This is a genomic window from Pseudomonas sp. B21-056, assembly GCF_026016325.1.
In the GTDB taxonomy this organism is placed as follows: domain Bacteria; phylum Pseudomonadota; class Gammaproteobacteria; order Pseudomonadales; family Pseudomonadaceae; genus Aquipseudomonas.
Genome location: NZ_CP087203.1, coordinates 6338066 through 6355227, shown reverse-complemented (window position 1 = coordinate 6355227; position 17162 = coordinate 6338066). Strand labels below are relative to the sequence as shown.

Here is a 17162-nt window from a genome sequence, read left to right as displayed (position 1 = left end):
GCTTTTTTCCTCATTGGGCGCTTTGAAAACCTTCGAGAACGTTCACGGCATTGATGCCGATCTCCGCCACCGCGTAACCGCCTTCCATCACGAACAGCGTCGGCTTGCCGAGTGCCGCGATGCGTTTGCCCATCGCCAGGTAATCCGGGCTGTCGAGCTTGAATTGCGAGATCGGGTCGTCCTTGAACGTGTCCACGCCCAGCGAGACGACAATGACATCGGCGTCATAGCGTTGCGTTTCAGCGCAGGCCTGCTCCAGCGCAGCACTCCAGGTGTCCCAGCCTGAACCGGCCGGCAAAGGGTAGTTGAAGTTGAACCCTTCACCGGCCCCCTCGCCATGCTCATCCCCATAACCGAGAAAGAACGGAAACTCCGCTTCCGGATGGCCGTGGATCGAGGCGAACAGCACATCGCTGCGCTCGTAGAAGATCGACTGAGTGCCATTGCCGTGGTGGTAATCCACATCAAGGATCGCGACTTTCCCGTGGCCCTGATCAAGAAAAGCCTGGGCGGCGATGGCCGCGTTGTTGAGATAGCAATAACCCCCCATCAAATCAGTGGCCGCGTGATGCCCTGGCGGGCGACACAAGGCAAAGGCACTGCGCGCACCCCGCTGGATTTCGGCCTGGGCAGTGAGGGCCACCTGGGCCGCGCTGTAAGCGGCTTGCCAGGTACCGGCGGTGATCGGTGCACTGCCGTCGAAGCTGTAATAGCCGAGCTGACCATGCAGGCTTTGCGGGATGACCGTGCGCAGGGTGCGCGCCGGCCAGGTGTAGGGCAGCAAGTCGCCGTCGCGGTTGTATTCGGTCCAGCGATCCCAGGCACCTTTGAAGAATTCCAGGTAGGCGGGGGTGTGGATGCGCTGGATGGGCGCCAGGCCGAAGTCCCGTGGCGCTTCCACCGGCCCCAGTGCGCGCGCCTTGACCCGCTCAAGCACGTGATCGGCGCGAGAGGGCATTTCGAAACAGGGCATGAGCTGCCCGTCCATGAGCTCGCAGCGGCCGTGGTGCAGGTGGTGATCGTCTGAGTAGATCGTCAGCATTTGTTGTTCTCCGCAAAGGGGCTGATCGGATGAGGATAGTCTTGCGGCGGGTGGAGCTCAGGAGAACGGTGGGAGAGGCCAAAAGGGGATTGAAATGGCCAAAAGGTTTGACCGGAAATGGCTCTTTGGGGTACGGGTACGTTAAGAGCAGGGAACTTCGGCAGGCTTTCGAATCGCTGCCAGCTGGTTCAGCCAGAGATTTACTTGGGAGCTGAATCGTCGTGAATAGGGCTGACATCCTGCGGTCAGATGGACTGCACGCGTCGATGTATAGCTATTGATAGCTAAAACTAGCTAAAACTAGCTAAAACTAGCGTGAGCTAGCGAATTCAGGTAGACATTGCTATATCCATCGATGAGTTCGATACAAGACGTCGGGTTTTCATCAGCGAGTGTTTTACGAACGCTCCTCGGAGCCTTGCACGATGAGCTTAATCGCCTGCGAGGGCACCAGTTGCGTCGGGCATAGTCTCTCCAGCCTGCTCGGCAGATATCTCAGTAGTCTTCTGATGTTCCAGGCCGCTGCCTGGCATGGTGACTTTGGCGATACGATCTGAAAAGTATTTGTCGAATGGTTCCAACTCTGGATATTCCTCAGGCGCAACCAATAAGGCTATCAGGCGCCCGATAAGGCCACAGATCCAGTCGGCGCACTGGATGGTTTGGAACAGGTGGCTTTCGGCCTGGATGGGCGGCTCTATGAGTGCTCTACATTTCTCCGAGGCGTCCTCAAACATGGCCAGCGTGCAGACCTCCACGTTGGTTTCCCGCCATTCGTTACCGCAGCGTTGTTCATCGAGCATCAACATGAAGGTTGAGCCGCTCTGCACGCAGAATCGGTCTATTTTGCGCACCGACTGCAGGAGCTGCCGTTTGAACGTTTCGGCGGAATCATGGGCACCAGGGTCAGTGGTCTTGTGCTCCCCTGTGTAGAAGACGTGGCCGCCGATTTTCTCAATGTGGCTCAGGAGACGGAACGTAGAGCGGCGGAGTTGCTCGTACCTGATGACGTTCCGGAGGGCATAGAGCTGAGAGCCCTTTTTCTCCCACTGATATGCGGGCAGGTTCTTGGGATTTTCGTTGGCAAGGTCGAACGCTAGAAGCTGACATTTTAGCTTGTAGAAATAGATTGCGAATTCGCGGATTTCGGTAGCCGGAAGGATCAGGCCAGCGAACCCGAAAATGGGATGGGTTTTGTACCTTGGATGATTGCGTGAGACGTACTGGCCGACGTGCCCGAATTCGTCTAGGTACGCCACGTAATGCGTCATAGTGACCGGATTCCTTGTCACAGAAACACGAAAGCCCGCAGAGATTTCTCTCAAGCGGGCCTCGGAAGGTAGGCACGAGAGTCACCCCTCATGCGTTGGGATGATTATTGTTGCGGAGCAATCACTATGTCAATCAAGTTTAATGAAAGCCCATGATCTTCCAGGGGCTTTCCAAACCCGGTCGCTGAGTGTGCCGCGACGGGGGTTACGATAGGGGCCAGGACCTAGGCGCACAAGCGGGCGGGTTCCGGCTTAGTTGTAGGCAAAGGCGCAAGGATGTGTGGCTTGGTAGGAAGGTAGCGGTCAGGCGGTTACCGGAGTGCTAAAGGTTGCTGCAATTTGTGGCGAGCGGATTCATCCGCGCTCGGCTGCGTAGCAGTCGTCGATCGGTCTCGCCGTTTTACCAATGCGTTGCGGTGTCTGGATTGGGGCTGCTGCGCAGCCCAGCGGGGCGGTGCGACGTTTCGCTAAATCCCCTCGCCACAGGGATATGTGGGTATCTACAGAGTGGTGGCTCAGGGCCTGAACTGACTCGGCGCTACGCCGCTCCAGCGGACGAACGCATGGCGGAAGCTGGCGGTTTCGCTGAAGCCGAGGATTTCGGCGATGCGGTGGATGGGGAGTTGGTCTTCGCAGAGCATCTGCTTGGCCCGTTCGAAGCGCAGTTCGTCCAGCAGCTCCTGGTAGCTGCAGCCCGAGTCCTTGAGGTGGCGGCGCAGGGTGCGGGCGGAGCAGTTCATTTGTTCGGCCAGGCCTTCCAGGCCGGGGGCGGCGTCGAGTTGGGCGGCGAGCAGTTGGCGGATGCGGCTGAGCCAGGCCTGGCGGCCGGTGAATTCGATGTTCTGCTTGCGGCAACGTTCGACCATGGCGTGGTGGGTGATGGGGTCGGACAGCGGCAATGGTTGCTCGATCCAGTGGCGGTCGAAGGCAAAGGCGTTGTCGCTGGCGTCGAAACGAAGCGGGCAATCGAAGTGAGCGGCGTAGCGTGCCTGGTAATCCGGTGCTGGGTGTTCGAAGCGCGCCGCGCGCAAGGGCAGCGCGTGGCCAAGCAGGTCGTTGCAGATGACCTTCAGCGAGACCATGCAGAACTCGGCGTTGAACGCGGCCAGGGCCGGGTTCTCTCGATAGTCGCTGGCGCTGAACCAGATGTGCTCGCCGTCGTCTTCCAGGCTCAGGTCGAAGAGTGTTCCCAATAGCGCCGGATAGCGCAGCGCCAGGTGCAAGGCGTCACCTAAGGTGGCACTGGTGAGCAGCGCGTAGCCGAGCATGCCGTAGGACGAAACGTGCATGCTGCGCCCCAATTCCAGGCCGATGTCGCGCTTGAGGGCGACGGCGTTGGCGCAGACCTGCATTTCCTGGTTGGTGGTGATGCGCGTGTCGGCCCGGCTCAGGTCTGCCGCGCTGATGCCGCTGCCGGCCAGCAATGCATCACTGGGCAGGCCTTCGTGTTTGAAGGCCTGGAGCACCAGGGAGACAGCGTTGAGGGTGGTGAGGTGGGAATGAAGCATGTCCGTTTCCAGCCTGGGGAGGCTGGAAACGGAGCAAGTTGTGTGCCGGACACTCTTCCAGCACCCCCCAGGTCAGATCAGCTCGCCACACAAATCCAGCTCAACCAACCGCCGAACCTCTTCCACTGGCAGCCCGGCACCGATCAACGCCTGCAACTTGCCGAACGCCGCCTCGCGGGTCATGCCGCCGCCGGACAGCACGCCGACGCCGCGCAACCGGCTACCGGCCTCGTACACGTCCAGCTCCACACCGCCTTCATGGCATTGCGTCACGGCGACCACCACCACGCCGTTGTCCCGTGCCCGGGCGAGGCTGGCGAGGAAGGCCGGGTTGTCGCTCGGGCCGGTGCCGCTGCCGTAGCACTCCAGCACCAGGCCCCGGATGCCGCTGCCCAGCAGGCCGTCGAGGATATCGGCGCTGATGCCCGGGAACAGCGGCAGTGCCGCGACGTTGGCCAGTTGCCTCGGCTGGTTGTAGTTCAACTGGGTCGGCAGCGAAGTGGCTTTGGCGCCGCCACCCTGACGGTCCAGGCGTTTGAACGGATGGCGACCGAAGCTGCGCACTTTCGCGCAACGGGTCGGCGCCAGCAGCTCGCCGTGGAAGTACAGGTGCACGCCCGGCGCCAGGCCCTGGCCGAGGGCGACCAGCGCGCCGCTGAGGTTTTCCCAGGCGTCGCTGTCGGTCACGCCGGCGGGCAGCATGGAGCCAGTGAAGCAGACCCGGGCATGCAGGCCCAGCAACTGGAAGCTCATGGCCGCCGCGCTGTAGGCCAGGGTGTCGGTGCCGTGCAGGATCAGCACGCTGTCGCAACCCTGCACATCCACGGCGTCGACCACCGCTTCGCGCAGTTGCTGCCAGTAGGTCGGAGTCATGTTGGCGCTGTCGATCAGCGGCGACATCTCCCGGAAGCGCCATTGCGGGATGACGAGTTCGGGTTGGTTGTTCAGGTAGGCCTGCATGCGCGCTTCGAAGCCGGAGGCCGGGGCCAGGCCGTGGGCGCCGATTTGCATGCCGATGGTACCGCCGGTGTAGAGCACCATGACGTGCTGGGCGGCAGGGTAGGTCGAGGAATTCATGGTTGTTCTCCGAGGACGAAAACGGCAGCTTCGTCGAGCTGCCCCAACATAAGGTCGAGCATGACGCCGACCTTACGCTGTGTCACGCCGGGCGCAGGGGATGCACCCGGTTTTTTTGCAGAGGGCTTGCCGATCAGCGTTGCGCTGTGGCCACACCGGTCACCGCGTCGGGCTGGGCAGCCGATGCGGATGGGTTGGCCGGCCAGGCCTTGCGGTCCAGGTCCAGGTCCGGGAACTTGCTGGAATCGAAGACCGGAGTCTTGATGCCGGCCGAACGCTGGGCGTCGTAGTCGCGCAGGATACGCATGCCGACCTTGAACAGCAGGAACAGCGCAATCAGGTTCACGAACGCCAGCAGGGTCATGGTGATGTCGGCGAAGGCGAACACGGTGCTGAGGTTTTCGATGGCGCCCCAGAAAATCAGCACCAGTACCAGTGCGCGATAACCGATCAGCGCCTTGCGGTTTTCACCGAGCATGAAGCGCAGGTTGTTCTCGCCCAGGTAGTAGTTGTAGAGGATCGAGGTGAACACGAACAACGCCAGGGCCACGGAGATGAACATCCGGCCCCAGTCACCGACCACGGCGGCCAGGGAGTTCTGGGTCAGGGCAATGCCGTCGCCTTCGAAGCCTGGGGTGTAGAAGCCCGACAGCAGGATCAGCAGCGCGGTGCAAGTGCAGATCACGAAGGTGTCCAGGAACACGCTGAACGCCTGGACCACGCCTTGGGCGACCGGGTGTTCGACCGAAGCAACAGCGGCCACGTTAGGCGCACTGCCCAGGCCTGCTTCGTTGGCGAAGACGCCGCGCTTGACGCCCATGACGATGGCGCTGCCGATCAGACCGCCGAACGCCTGGTCCAGACCGAAGGCGCTCTTGACGATGGTTGCCAGCATGGCCGGTACGTGGTCGAACTGCAGCACGATCACGTAGATGGTCACGGCGATGTAGGCCAGGGTCTTGACCGGTACCAGCAGGTCGGCAACCTTGGCGATACGCTTGATCCCGCCGATGAACACCAGGCCCAGCAGCACCGCCAGGCCCAGGCCGGTGTAGGTGGTGTCGAGGCCGAAGGCGTTGTTCAGCGAGTGGGTCACGGCGTGGGCTTGCAGGCCGTTGAAGGCGAAGCCGAAAGTGACCAGCAGCAGGAAGGCCATGATCATGCCCAACCAACGCTTCTGCAGGCCGTGCTGGATGTAATAGGACGGGCCGCCACGGTACTGGCCTTCGGAGTCGCAGCGCTTGTAGAGCTGGCCGAGGGAGCACTCGAAGAAGCTGCTGGACATGCCGACCAGCGCGGTTACCCACATCCAGAACACCGCGCCAGGCCCACCGAGGGTCACGGCGATGCCGACACCGGCGATATTACCCGCGCCGACACGACCGGCGAGGCTGAGCATCAGGGCCTGGAAGGAGCTGAGCTGGTCGCTGCTGCTTTTGAGGCTGTCACGGAACACCGTGAACATATGAAAGAAATGACGGAACTGGACGAAACGCGAGCGGATCGTGAAGTAGCCGCCGAGCCCGACGATGAGCGCGATCAGCACTTTCCCTGAGAGGAAGTCGTTGATGACTTCGAGCATGAGTATTCCTCGCTGTTTTTTGTTTAAGCAAATGCTGGCCATTTGGAAACATCACGAAACATCCGTCGGCGCACGGCTTGACAGGTGAGGCGAGGTTTCGTCCCGGTCCAATTCGCGGGTTGTTATTAGTTCGGGTTTCGCATGTTTAAGTCTCGCTGCCGACGACCACACATGGCGAAGAGGGGCGGCACTATACCTATCAGTGTGATGCCCGTCTGCACAGTTGTGGTGCAAGCGACGAAACGACTTGCCGGGATTAACGAAAATCGCAGCCTTCGACAGCCCTTTTGGAGAGCTGCCGAAGGCTGCGATCTTGTTTCGATGTTGTCGTTTTCGGCATAAGGCCTCCTTGGCGATGGCAAAAAAAGGGCTTGGGGAATAATCCCCAAGCCCTCAAAAGGTGAGAGGTGTCTAGTCCCTCGACCTGGTGAGCGGTGGTTGCATCGATCACGCTTTCAGCGGGACCAGACGCGGAGCAATCATGTTTTCCGGGCGCAGGATGTCGTCGAGCATGGCGTCGTCGAGCAAGCCTTCTTCGCGCACCAGTTCCAGCACGCCGCGGCCACTTTCCAGGGCGACACGGGCGATGCGGGTGGCGTTTTCATAACCGATGTACGGGTTCAGGGCGGTGACCAGGCCGATCGAGTGCTCGACCAGTTCGCGGCAGCGCGCTTCGTTGGCGGTGATGCCGACGATGCAGTGTTCGCGCAGCATGTCCATGGCCCGTTGCAGCAGGCGGATCGAGTCGAAGATCTTGAAGGCGATCAGCGGTTCCATCACGTTCAGTTGCAGTTGGCCGCCTTCGGCCGCCATGGTCAGGGCCAGGTCGTTGCCGATGATCTGGAACGCCACCTGGTTGACCGCTTCCGGGATCACCGGGTTGACCTTGCCGGGCATGATCGAGCTGCCTGGCTGGCGGGCCGGCAGGTTGATTTCGTTGATGCCGGTACGTGGGCCGCTGGACAGCAGTCGCAGGTCGTTGCAGATCTTCGACAGCTTGACCGCGGTGCGCTTGAGCATGCCGGAGAACAGCACGAAGGCACCCATGTCGGACGTGGCCTCGATCAGGTCGGCGGCCGCTACCAGCGGCTGGCCGCTGATGGTTGCCAGGCGCTGCACGGCCAGGGCCTGGTAGCGCGGGTCGGCGTTGATGCCGGTGCCGATGGCGGTGCCGCCCAGGTTCACTTCGGTGAGCAGTTCGGGCGCCAGGGTCTTCAGGCGCGCCAGGTCTTCGCTCAGGGTGGTGGCGAAGGCGCGGAATTCCTGGCCGAGGGTCATCGGCACGGCGTCTTGCAGCTGGGTACGGCCCATCTTCAGGACGTGGCTGAATTCTTCACCCTTGGCGGCGAACGACTGGATCAGGCTGTCGAGGCTGGCCAGCAACGCATCGTGGCCCAGCAGCAGACCCAGGCGGATCGCGGTCGGGTAGGCGTCGTTGGTAGACTGCGCCATGTTCACGTCGTTGTTCGGGTGCAGGTACTGGTATTCGCCTTTCTGGTGGCCCATGGCCTCCAGGGCGATGTTGGCGATGACTTCGTTGGCATTCATGTTGGTCGACGTGCCGGCGCCGCCCTGGATCATGTCCACCACGAATTCTTCGTGGAAGTCGCCGCGGATCAGACGGGCACAGGCTTCGCTGATGGCTGCATGCTTGGCTTCGCTGAGTTGGCCCAACTCGCGGTTGGCGTCAGCGGCAGCCTGTTTGACCATTGCCAGACCGACCACCAGCTTGGGGTAATGCGAGATCGGAACGCCCGAGAGGCGGAAGTTGTTCACCGCTCGCAGGGTCTGGATGCCGTAATACGCTTGCGCCGGTACTTCGAGTACGCCAAGCAGGTCTTTTTCTGTGCGGAATGATGCAGCGGAGGACATGATAGAAATCATCTCGATAAGGACCCGGTCTGAGCCGGAACGTTGTGGATCGTAGGCTCTCGTAAACGTAAGGGCCAATGCTGTTAAACACTGCCCTATGCATATTCGGCATAATGCAGATGTGACGTCGGTGGTACGGCGGACGTGTGACCTGTTTTGGTGCGTGTTTCGGGAGAACGTGATGAATCTTGAAAGCAAATGGCTCGAGGACTTCAGTGCCTTGGCGGCTACTCGCAGCTTCTCCCAGGCGGCCGAGCGACGCTTCGTCACGCAACCGGCGTTCAGCCGGCGCATCCGCAGCCTGGAGGCGGCCCTGGGGCTGACGTTGGTCAACCGTTCCCGCACGCCGGTCGAGCTGACGGCGGCCGGGCAGTTGTTCCTGGTGACGGCGCGCACGGTGGTGGAGCAACTGGGTGAAGTGTTGCGCCATTTGCATCACCTGGAGGGCGGCCAGGGTGAAGTGATCCAGGTCGCGGCCGCGCACTCCCTGGCCCTGGGCTTCTTCCCGCGCTGGATCGCGCAACTGCGCAATGAAGGCATGAACATCGCCACGCGCCTGGTGGCGACCAACGTCGGCGAGGCCGTCCATGCCCTACGTGAGGGCGGATGCGACCTGATGCTGGCGTTCTACGACCCGGATTCGGCGATGCAGATGGACCCGGAAATCTTCCCGTCGCTGCACCTGGGCCACACCGAAATGCTCCCGGTGTGTGCCGCCGATGCCAACGGCAAACCGCTGTTCGACCTCGAAGGCGAGGCCAGCGTGCCATTGCTGGCCTACAGCGCCGGGGCGTTCCTCGGTCGTTCGGTGAACCAGTTGCTGCGCCAGCGGGCGCTGCGTTTCACCACGGTCTATGAAACGGCCATGGCCGACAGCCTGAAAAGCATGGCCCTGGAAGGCCTGGGCATTGCCTGGGTGCCGCAACTGAGCGTGCGCGCCGAACTGGCCCGGGGCGAACTGGTGATCTGCGGCGGCGGGCAATGGCATGTCCCACTGGAAATCCGCCTGTACCGCTGCGCCTTGGTGCGCAAGGCCAATGTGCGCTTGCTGTGGCGCAAGCTCGAAGGCGGCGCAGCACAAGGCGCCACAGCCTCCTGATCCCACCATAATCCTCTGTGGGAGCGAGCCTGCTCGCGATGACGGACTGACATTCAACATCAATGTTGCCTGGCCCACCGCTATCGCGAGCAGGCTCGCTCCCACAAGGGGACGGCGTTGACCTCCAAGTCAATAAAACCGACGCGTCACCGTAAACGACAGGTGGTCGGCGAAAGTGCGTTTATCCGAGCATTTTCGGTATACTGCCCGGCCTTCGGTCGGTTCGTCCGGCCATCATTCGTACAACAAGCCACGCCGGTTTCCCGCGTGGCTTGTTGTTTTTTGACGCGCCTGCGGGCGCCCAGAGAGAGGCACGACGATGAGTGCACTGGTTGGCGTGATCATGGGCTCCAAGTCCGATTGGTCCACCCTTAGCCACACCGCCGATATGCTGGAAAAGCTCGGCATCCCCTATGAGGTGAAAGTGGTCTCTGCCCACCGCACCCCGGACCTGCTGTTCCAGTACGCCGAAGAAGCCGAGGCCCGAGGCATCGAGGTGATCATCGCCGGTGCCGGTGGCGCGGCTCACTTGCCAGGCATGTGTGCGGCCAAGACCCACCTGCCGGTGCTGGGCGTGCCGGTGCAGTCGTCGATGCTCTCGGGCGTCGATTCGCTGCTGTCGATCGTGCAGATGCCGGCCGGCATTCCGGTCGCCACCCTGGCCATCGGCAAGGCCGGCGCGATCAACGCGGCCCTGTTGTCAGCGAGCATCCTGGGCGCCAAGCATCCGCAATTCCATACCGTGCTGAAAAAATTCCGCGCTGAGCAGACAGACAGCGTCCTGGACAATCCAGACCCACGCATTGCCTGAGGTGGTTGACGAATGAAGATCGGTGTAATCGGTGGCGGCCAGTTGGGTCGCATGTTGGCCCTGGCGGGTACGCCGCTGGGGATGAACTTCGCTTTCCTGGACCCGGCACCGGACGCCTGTGCCGCCGCGCTGGGTGAACACCTGCGGGCCGACTACGGCGACCAGGATCACCTGCGCCAACTGGCCGATGAAGTCGATCTGGTGACCTTCGAGTTCGAAAGCGTCCCGGCCGAAACCGTTGCCTTCCTGTCCCAGTTCGTCCCGGTCTACCCGAGCGCCGAAGCCTTGCGCATCGCCCGCGACCGCTGGTTCGAGAAGAATATGTTCAAGGACCTGGGCATCCCCACCCCGGCCTTCGCTGACATCCAATCCCAGGCCGACCTGGATGCCGCCGTCGCTGCCATCGGCCTGCCGGCCGTGCTCAAGACCCGCACCCTGGGTTACGACGGCAAGGGCCAGAAAGTCCTGCGCAACCCGCAAGACGTGGCCGGTACGTTCGTCGAGCTGGGCAGCGTGGCCTGCCTGCTGGAAGGCTTCGTGCCGTTCACCGGGGAAGTCTCGCTGATCGCCGTGCGTGCCCGTGACGGTGAAATCCGCTTCTACCCGCTGGTGCACAACACCCACAAGGACGGCATTCTCAAGCTCTCCGTGGCCAGCACCGACCACCCGTTGCAGGCCCTGGCCGAGGATTATTCCAGCCGGGTGCTCAAGCAGCTCGACTATGTCGGCGTGATGGCGTTCGAGTTCTTTGAAGTGGACGGTGGCCTCAAGGCCAATGAAATCGCGCCGCGGGTGCACAACTCCGGGCACTGGACCACCGAAGGCGCCGAGTGCAGCCAGTTCGAGAACCACCTGCGGGCAGTGGCCGGGCTGCCGTTGGGCTCGACCGCCAAGGTCGGTGAAAGCGCGATGCTGAACTTCATCGGCAAAGTGCCGGATACCGAGAAAGTCCTGGCGATTGCCGACTGCCATCTGCATCACTATGGCAAGGCGTTCAAGCTCGGACGCAAGGTCGGTCACGCCAACCTGCGTTGCGCTGACCGCGCTACGCTGGCCCAGCAGATCATCAAGGTCGAAGCGCTGATCGCCGAACAATAATCTGTTGCGGCGTTGGAACCATTCGTCGGCCGGATTCTCTCATGGCAAGGTGCCAAAGTCTGACTAGGCTTTGGCTATCTCAATCAAGAGGGGAATTGCCATGGGAATCATCGGAACCATCATCATCGGCTTGATCGTCGGCCTGCTGGCACGCTTCCTGAAACCGGGCGATGACAGCATGGGCTGGATCATGACCATCCTGCTCGGTATCGGCGGTTCGCTGGCAGCCACCTATGGTGGCCAGGCGCTGGGTATCTACCAGGCCGGACAAGGGGCCGGTTTCATCGGTGCCCTGGTTGGCGCGATTGTGCTGCTGGTGATCTACGGCCTGATCAAAAGAAACTGAGTCAAATGCGACAAAGCCCTCTGCGCACGGCGCGCGCAGGGGGCTAGAATGCCCGGCGTTCCATCCATCACTCATTGCCGAGCCCTTTCATGCGCCGTCTAGTGTTGACCCTTCTTTTGCTGGGCAGTGGCCTGGCCCATGCTGCCGAGCTGCCGGAAACCGATTGGCTCGAACTGATGCCCAAGTCGGACCAGAAAGCCCTCGAGGCCATGCCCGAGATCGACCACAACTCCCCCGAAGCCAATGGCACCTTCACCAACAAGGGTGGCCTGAAGCAAAGCAAAGGCTTGCCGGCGGTGATGTATTCGACCAAGACCGTGGCGTCGATGAACGACAAGCACATCCGCATCGGCGGCTACCCGGTGCCGCTGGAAACCGACGCCAAGGGCCGCAGCACGCTGTTCTTCCTGGTGCCATACCCCGGCGCCTGCATCCATGTCCCGCCACCGCCGCCTAACCAACTGGTGCTGGTGCGCTATCCCAAGGGTCTGAAGCTGGACGACATCTACACACCGCTGTGGGTGACCGGCACGCTGAAGATCGAAAAGGTCGACAACGACCTGGCGAGCGCGGCGTATGCGCTGGATGCGGAGAAGGTGAGGGTGGTGCAGGAGGCGGATCTGTAACCGCCGGGTCGACCCGACGCAAATCCCCTGTGGGGGCGAGCCTGCTCGCGATAGCGGACTTTCAGCCACCATTATCTTGGCTGATACACCGCTATCGCGAGCGGGCTCGCTCCCACAATGGTTTTGTAGTGTGGCTTAGAGCGGTTTGCTACCGATGCTCACGCCCAGGGTATGACTGGCTTGCGGCAGCAGCGTGACGACATCATCCATCACATTCGCCGTCTCGATGCACAGCATGCGCTGCCAGCCATCGTCGGCCATGTCGCTGAAGGCCTTGGCGCGTTCGGTCCAGGGGTTCCAGATCACCGCCGAGCGCGAGCCGCTGCTGGTCAACTCGATCCGCCGTTCCCAATGGGGGTCGACGATGCTCAGCGTCGCCGGGGTGTTGAGATAGATACGGTCGGTCTCGCCGGCAAAGTGCAGGTCGCCGGCCTGGGTGGCGGTTTTCCAGTCGTCCAGGGTTTCGATGTAGTTCAGGCCTGCCACCCCTTCGACATGCACGTTGCGCACATCGCTCACGGCGAAATAGCTGTGCAGCGCCTGGCTGAGGCTGACGGTTTCGCTGCCGCGGTTATGGCTGGTGAGGCTGATGTGCAGTTGCGCGTCCATCACGATGGTCAGTGTCAGATCGACCTGATGAGGCCAGCCCGCCAGACCGTTTTCGGGGTAGGGCAGCACGAACTCGATCTTCAGGCCTTCGCCCTCGGCTTCGATGCCTTTCAACTCCCAATCCATCGCCCGCACCAGGCCGTGGGCGGTGGCCGGCTCGTTGCTCACGCGCATGGCCTGGACGCTGTCGGGGTTGCGGGTCAGGTTGCCGAACCATGGCCAGCACACCGGCACACCGGCGCGGATGCTCTTGCCGGCCTTGAAGGTCGCCTGGTCGTTGAGCCAGATCAGCGGCGGCTGGCCGTCCACCTGATAGCTGAGGATATGCGCGCCTTGCTGGGCCACCAGCAACTCGGCTTGGCCGTGGCGGATACGCCAGCCATTGAGTTCATCCAGTTTGACGGCTTCGACATTGGGCGTGGGCATACTGCAAACCTCGTTCAGGAACAGGAACCGCAATGGACCGCAAAACGGCCGTCGCGTTTAACGAGCGCGCGGCGGAACCGAACGGGTGCGGCCACTGCCGTCGATGGCGACGAACACGAACACCGCCTCGGTCACCTTGCGCCATTCACTGGACAGCGGGTCGTCGCTCCAGACCTCGACCATCATCTGGATCGAGCTGCGGCCGATTTCCAGGGTCTGGGTGTAGAACGACAACTGTGCACCCACGGCCACCGGCACCAGGAACGCCATGCGATCGATCGCCACGGTCGCCACGCGCCCGCCGGCTACCCGGCTGGCCATTGCCGTGCCGGCCAGGTCCATCTGGGACACCAGCCAGCCGCCGAAGATATCGCCGAAACCGTTGGTGTCGCGGGGAAGCGCTGTGATTTGCAGGGCCAGGTCGCCTTGCGGGATTGGATCTTCTTGTTCGAGCTCTATCATGCCGGGGGTGCCTCTGACCCGTAACTCTGTCTTGTACTTCAGGTGAATAGCCGTCTTTGTAAAAAACGATTCAGCCCGAACACGTAGCGTTCGTCACGTTTTTCGTAAAGGCGCACTAATAGGGAGACTCTGCGAAACCGGCTGGTCTTGGTATTTTTCCTACGACCCGGCACCACCAACGGCGTTTTCGCACAGCAACCCCTTACAGAGTGTCGCAAGCTAGCGAGTATATCGGGCGATAGCCGTCGAGACGACCACCCGGTTCTGATTTCGACCGAGAATGACGCGCCTTCCTGTGCTTTTTCGAACAATTTGCTATCGTGCCGAACCGCTCCAGCCCCGATCCCGGGTTGCAGAACCGACTAATAAGAGAAGCCTTCGCCATGACCACTGCGCCTTCGAGCACGGCAGCCCCTGCGCAACCCGCCCGTCCGCTGACCCGCAACGATTACAAGACCCTGTCGCTGTCTGCCTTGGGCGGCGCCCTGGAGTTCTACGATTTCATCATTTTCGTGTTCTTCGCCACCGTGGTCGGCAAATTGTTCTTCCCCGCCGACATGCCCGAGTGGCTGCGCCTGATGCAGACGTTCGGCATCTTTGCCGCCGGCTACCTCGCCCGGCCGCTGGGCGGGATCGTCATGGCCCACTTCGGCGACCTGCTGGGGCGCAAGAAAATGTTCACCCTGAGCATTTTCATGATGGCCGTGCCGACCCTGATCATGGGCCTGTTGCCCACCTACGCGCAGATCGGCATGTGGGCGCCGATCCTGCTGTTGCTGATGCGGGTGATCCAGGGCGCGGCCATTGGCGGTGAAGTGCCGGGGGCCTGGGTATTCGTCTCCGAACACGTGCCGGGCCGCCACATCGGTTACGCCTGTGGCACCCTCACCTCCGGCCTGACGGCGGGGATCCTGCTGGGTTCGCTGGTGGCCACCGCCATCAATAGCATTTACACACCCGTGGAGGTGGCAGATTACGCCTGGCGTATTCCGTTCCTGTTGGGCGGCGTGTTCGGCCTTTTTTCGGTGTACCTGCGCCAGTGGCTCCACGAAACCCCGGTGTTCGCCGAACTGCAATTGCGCAAGGCCCTGGCCGAGGAAGTGCCGTTGCGGGCGGTGCTGCGTGATCATCGCGGCGCCATCGCCATTTCGATGCTGCTGACCTGGTTGTTGTCCGCGGCCATCGTGGTGCTGATCCTGATGACCCCGACCGTGTTGCAGACGGTCCACCACTTCGCGCCGACCACTGCGTTGCAGGCCAACAGCGTGGCAATCGTGATGCTGAGCATCGGCTGCATCCTGGCCGGCGCCCTGGCGGATCGCTTCGGCGCGGGACGGGTCTTTGTGTTCGGCTGCGCCGCACTGCTGGCCAGCTCCTGGACCTTCTACCACAGCCTGGCCGAGCACCCGGACTGGCTGTTCCCGATGTACGCCCTGACCGGCCTGCTGGTAGGCACCATCGGCGCGGTCCCGTATGTCATGGTCAAGGCCTTCCCGCCGGTGGTGCGTTTCAGCGGCCTGTCGTTTTCCTACAACGTTGCCTACGCCATTTTCGGTGGCCTGACGCCGATGATCGTAAGCCTGCTGCTCAAGGAGAGTCCGATGGGGCCGGCTTATTATGTGGCGGTGTTGTGTGGGGTCGGGATGGTGGTGGGTGGTTATCTGTGGAGGAAAGGGCGCTGATCAAAAGGATGAGTGGAGACTTTTGTGGCGAGGGGATTTATCCCCGCTGGGCTGCGAAGCAGCCCTTAAACCTGGCACCTCATTGTGTCTGACTGATCGAGTTGTCTGCTTCGCAGCCCAACGGGGATAAATCCCCTCGCCACAACATCTTGTAAAACTCAATGCTGGCCTTTCATCCAATTGTCATATTTCAGCCATAGAGTGTTCACACGGCTTACCGATACTTGGCCGACTTAACACACCCTATCTGCTAGGAGTAAGGCATGAAACTGAAGCGTTTGATGGCGGCAATGACTTTTGTCGCTGCTGGCGTTGCGACTGCCAACGCGGTTGCCGCTGTTGACCCTGCGATCCCGAGCTACACCAAGACCACTGGTGTGTCGGGCAACCTGTCCAGCGTCGGCTCCGATACCCTGGCAAACCTGATGACCTTGTGGGCCGAGAACTACAAGAAGGAATACCCGAACGTAAACATCCAGATTCAGGCCGCCGGTTCCTCCACCGCGCCGCCCGCACTCACCGAAGGCACCTCCAACCTGGGCCCGATGAGCCGCAAGATGAAGGACAACGAACTGCAGGCCTTCGAGCAGAAGTACGGCTACAAGCCAACCGCTATCCCGGTTGCCGTGGACGCCCTGGCTGTATTCGTGCACAAGGACAACCCGATCCAGCACCTGACCATGGAACAGGTCGACGCGATCTTCTCGTCTACCCGCCTGTGCGGCGCCAAGGCTGACGTCAAGACCTGGGGCGACCTGGGCGTGACCGGCGACCTGGCCAACAAGCCGGTTCAACTGTTCGGTCGCAACTCGGTATCCGGCACCTACGGCTACTTCAAGGAAGAAGCCCTGTGCAAAGGTGACTACAAGCCGAACGTCAACGAACAACCCGGCTCGGCGTCGGTCGTGCAGTCGATCAGCTCCTCGCTGAACGGCGTGGGATACTCGGGCATCGGCTACAAGACCGCCAGCGTGAAAACCGTGGCCCTGGCCAAGAAAGGCAGCACCGAGTTCATCGAAGACACCGAAGAAAACGCACTGAACGGCAAATACCCGCTGTCGCGTTTCCTCTACGTGTACGTCAACAAGGCACCGAACAAGCCTCTGGCCCCGCTGGAAGCCGAGTTCGTGAAGCTGGTCCTGTCCAAGCAAGGCCAGGAAGTCGTGGTCAAGGATGGCTACATCCCACTGCCAGCCAAAGTCGCCGCCAAGGCACTGGCTGACCTGGGTCTGTCGGAAGGCGGCAACGTCGCCAAGCAGTAACACCTGAGCCCGGGCCAGCGCCCGGCCTCTCTGTGGGAGCGAGCTTGCTCGCGAATGCGGTGGGTCTGTCGACACAGATGTTGAATGTGACGCCCTCATCGCGAGCAAGCTCGCTCCCACACACTAATTTCCTCTCCGCTGCCAGCTTCCACGGGCGGCGGATTTGTTGCGTCACTGCATTGTCATCTTTCTGTCATACAGGATCGCTAGGGTGTGCGCATGAATGATCTGGCCAATTCCACAATGACTACGACTTCCCCTCCCAAGCGCATTGATTTCAATACGCCTGAGCTGCAACGCAAGCGCCGTATCCGTGCGCTCAAGGACCGCCTGACCCGCTGGTACGTCCTGGTTGGTGGCCTTGCCGTTCTGGCTGCCATTACCCTGAT

The 17162-nt window shown here is 61.6% G+C and carries 15 protein-coding genes; 7 read left to right on the top strand and 8 right to left on the bottom strand.

Annotated elements, in window-relative coordinates; translation table 11 throughout:
• Positions 1–10 precede the first annotated feature (10 nt).
• The 6 genes from LOY67_RS27935 to aspA all read right to left on the bottom strand — a co-directional run bounded on the left by LOY67_RS27935 (position 11) and on the right by aspA (position 8352).
• Entirely contained in the window at positions 11–1042 is a 1032-nt protein-coding gene (locus LOY67_RS27935) for a histone deacetylase family protein (RefSeq protein ID WP_265065325.1), read from the bottom strand.
• A gap of 431 nt (positions 1043–1473) precedes the next feature.
• Positions 1474–2313, bottom strand: a complete 840-nt coding sequence (locus LOY67_RS27930; RefSeq protein WP_265065324.1) for a DUF3800 domain-containing protein — start codon at positions 2311–2313, stop codon at positions 1474–1476.
• A 515-nt stretch (positions 2314–2828) separates the two neighbouring features.
• On the bottom strand, positions 2829–3821 hold the full coding sequence (locus LOY67_RS27925) for an AraC family transcriptional regulator (RefSeq protein WP_265065323.1): 993 nt from the start codon (positions 3819–3821) through the stop codon (positions 2829–2831).
• A gap of 72 nt (positions 3822–3893) precedes the next feature.
• Complete coding sequence (locus LOY67_RS27920) at positions 3894–4898, bottom strand: asparaginase (RefSeq protein WP_265065322.1); 1005 nt, start codon at positions 4896–4898, stop codon at positions 3894–3896.
• A 133-nt stretch (positions 4899–5031) separates the two neighbouring features.
• Positions 5032–6480, bottom strand: coding sequence for an alanine/glycine:cation symporter family protein (locus LOY67_RS27915; RefSeq protein WP_265065321.1), 1449 nt, complete (start codon positions 6478–6480; stop codon positions 5032–5034).
• A 447-nt stretch (positions 6481–6927) separates the two neighbouring features.
• Positions 6928–8352: an aspartate ammonia-lyase gene (gene aspA, locus LOY67_RS27910; protein ID WP_265065320.1), complete on the bottom strand. Its 1425-nt coding sequence runs from the start codon at positions 8350–8352 to the stop codon at positions 6928–6930.
• A 181-nt stretch (positions 8353–8533) separates the two neighbouring features.
• Here aspA and LOY67_RS27905 point away from each other — a divergent pair, with 181 nt between their 5' ends.
• From LOY67_RS27905 to LOY67_RS27885, 5 genes are all read left to right on the top strand, one after another.
• Positions 8534–9451 (top strand): LysR substrate-binding domain-containing protein, encoded by a 918-nt coding sequence (locus tag LOY67_RS27905; RefSeq protein ID WP_265065319.1) that lies wholly within the window; start codon positions 8534–8536, stop codon positions 9449–9451.
• Positions 9452–9770: 319 nt separating this feature from the next.
• Positions 9771–10262, top strand: a complete 492-nt coding sequence (purE, locus tag LOY67_RS27900) for a 5-(carboxyamino)imidazole ribonucleotide mutase (protein ID WP_003196369.1) — start codon at positions 9771–9773, stop codon at positions 10260–10262.
• A gap of 12 nt (positions 10263–10274) precedes the next feature.
• Positions 10275–11360 carry a 5-(carboxyamino)imidazole ribonucleotide synthase gene (locus tag LOY67_RS27895; RefSeq protein ID WP_265065318.1) on the top strand — a complete coding sequence of 362 codons (1086 nt, stop codon included), beginning with the start codon at positions 10275–10277 and terminating at the stop codon, positions 11358–11360.
• 100 nt (positions 11361–11460) lie between these two features.
• Complete coding sequence (locus LOY67_RS27890; RefSeq protein ID WP_055136418.1) at positions 11461–11706, top strand: GlsB/YeaQ/YmgE family stress response membrane protein; 246 nt, start codon at positions 11461–11463, stop codon at positions 11704–11706.
• Positions 11707–11795: 89 nt separating this feature from the next.
• Positions 11796–12332 carry a DUF3299 domain-containing protein gene (locus tag LOY67_RS27885; protein WP_144929008.1) on the top strand — a complete coding sequence of 179 codons (537 nt, stop codon included), beginning with the start codon at positions 11796–11798 and terminating at the stop codon, positions 12330–12332.
• A 135-nt stretch (positions 12333–12467) separates the two neighbouring features.
• On the opposite strand, the gene LOY67_RS27880 is transcribed toward LOY67_RS27885, so the two are convergent.
• Together LOY67_RS27880 and LOY67_RS27875 are read right to left on the bottom strand one after the other, a co-directional pair.
• Positions 12468–13367, bottom strand: a complete 900-nt coding sequence (locus LOY67_RS27880; protein ID WP_265065317.1) for a D-hexose-6-phosphate mutarotase — start codon at positions 13365–13367, stop codon at positions 12468–12470.
• 57 nt (positions 13368–13424) lie between these two features.
• Complete coding sequence (locus LOY67_RS27875) at positions 13425–13829, bottom strand: acyl-CoA thioesterase (RefSeq protein WP_024777863.1); 405 nt, start codon at positions 13827–13829, stop codon at positions 13425–13427.
• Positions 13830–14212: 383 nt separating this feature from the next.
• Between LOY67_RS27875 and LOY67_RS27870 the strand changes: the two genes are divergently transcribed.
• Together LOY67_RS27870 and LOY67_RS27865 are read left to right on the top strand one after the other, a co-directional pair.
• Complete coding sequence (locus LOY67_RS27870) at positions 14213–15511, top strand: MFS transporter (protein WP_265065316.1); 1299 nt, start codon at positions 14213–14215, stop codon at positions 15509–15511.
• Between the two features lie 263 nt (positions 15512–15774).
• Positions 15775–16773, top strand: coding sequence for a phosphate ABC transporter substrate-binding protein PstS (locus LOY67_RS27865; RefSeq protein WP_265065315.1), 999 nt, complete (start codon positions 15775–15777; stop codon positions 16771–16773).
• Positions 16774–17162: the final 389 nt, after the last annotated feature.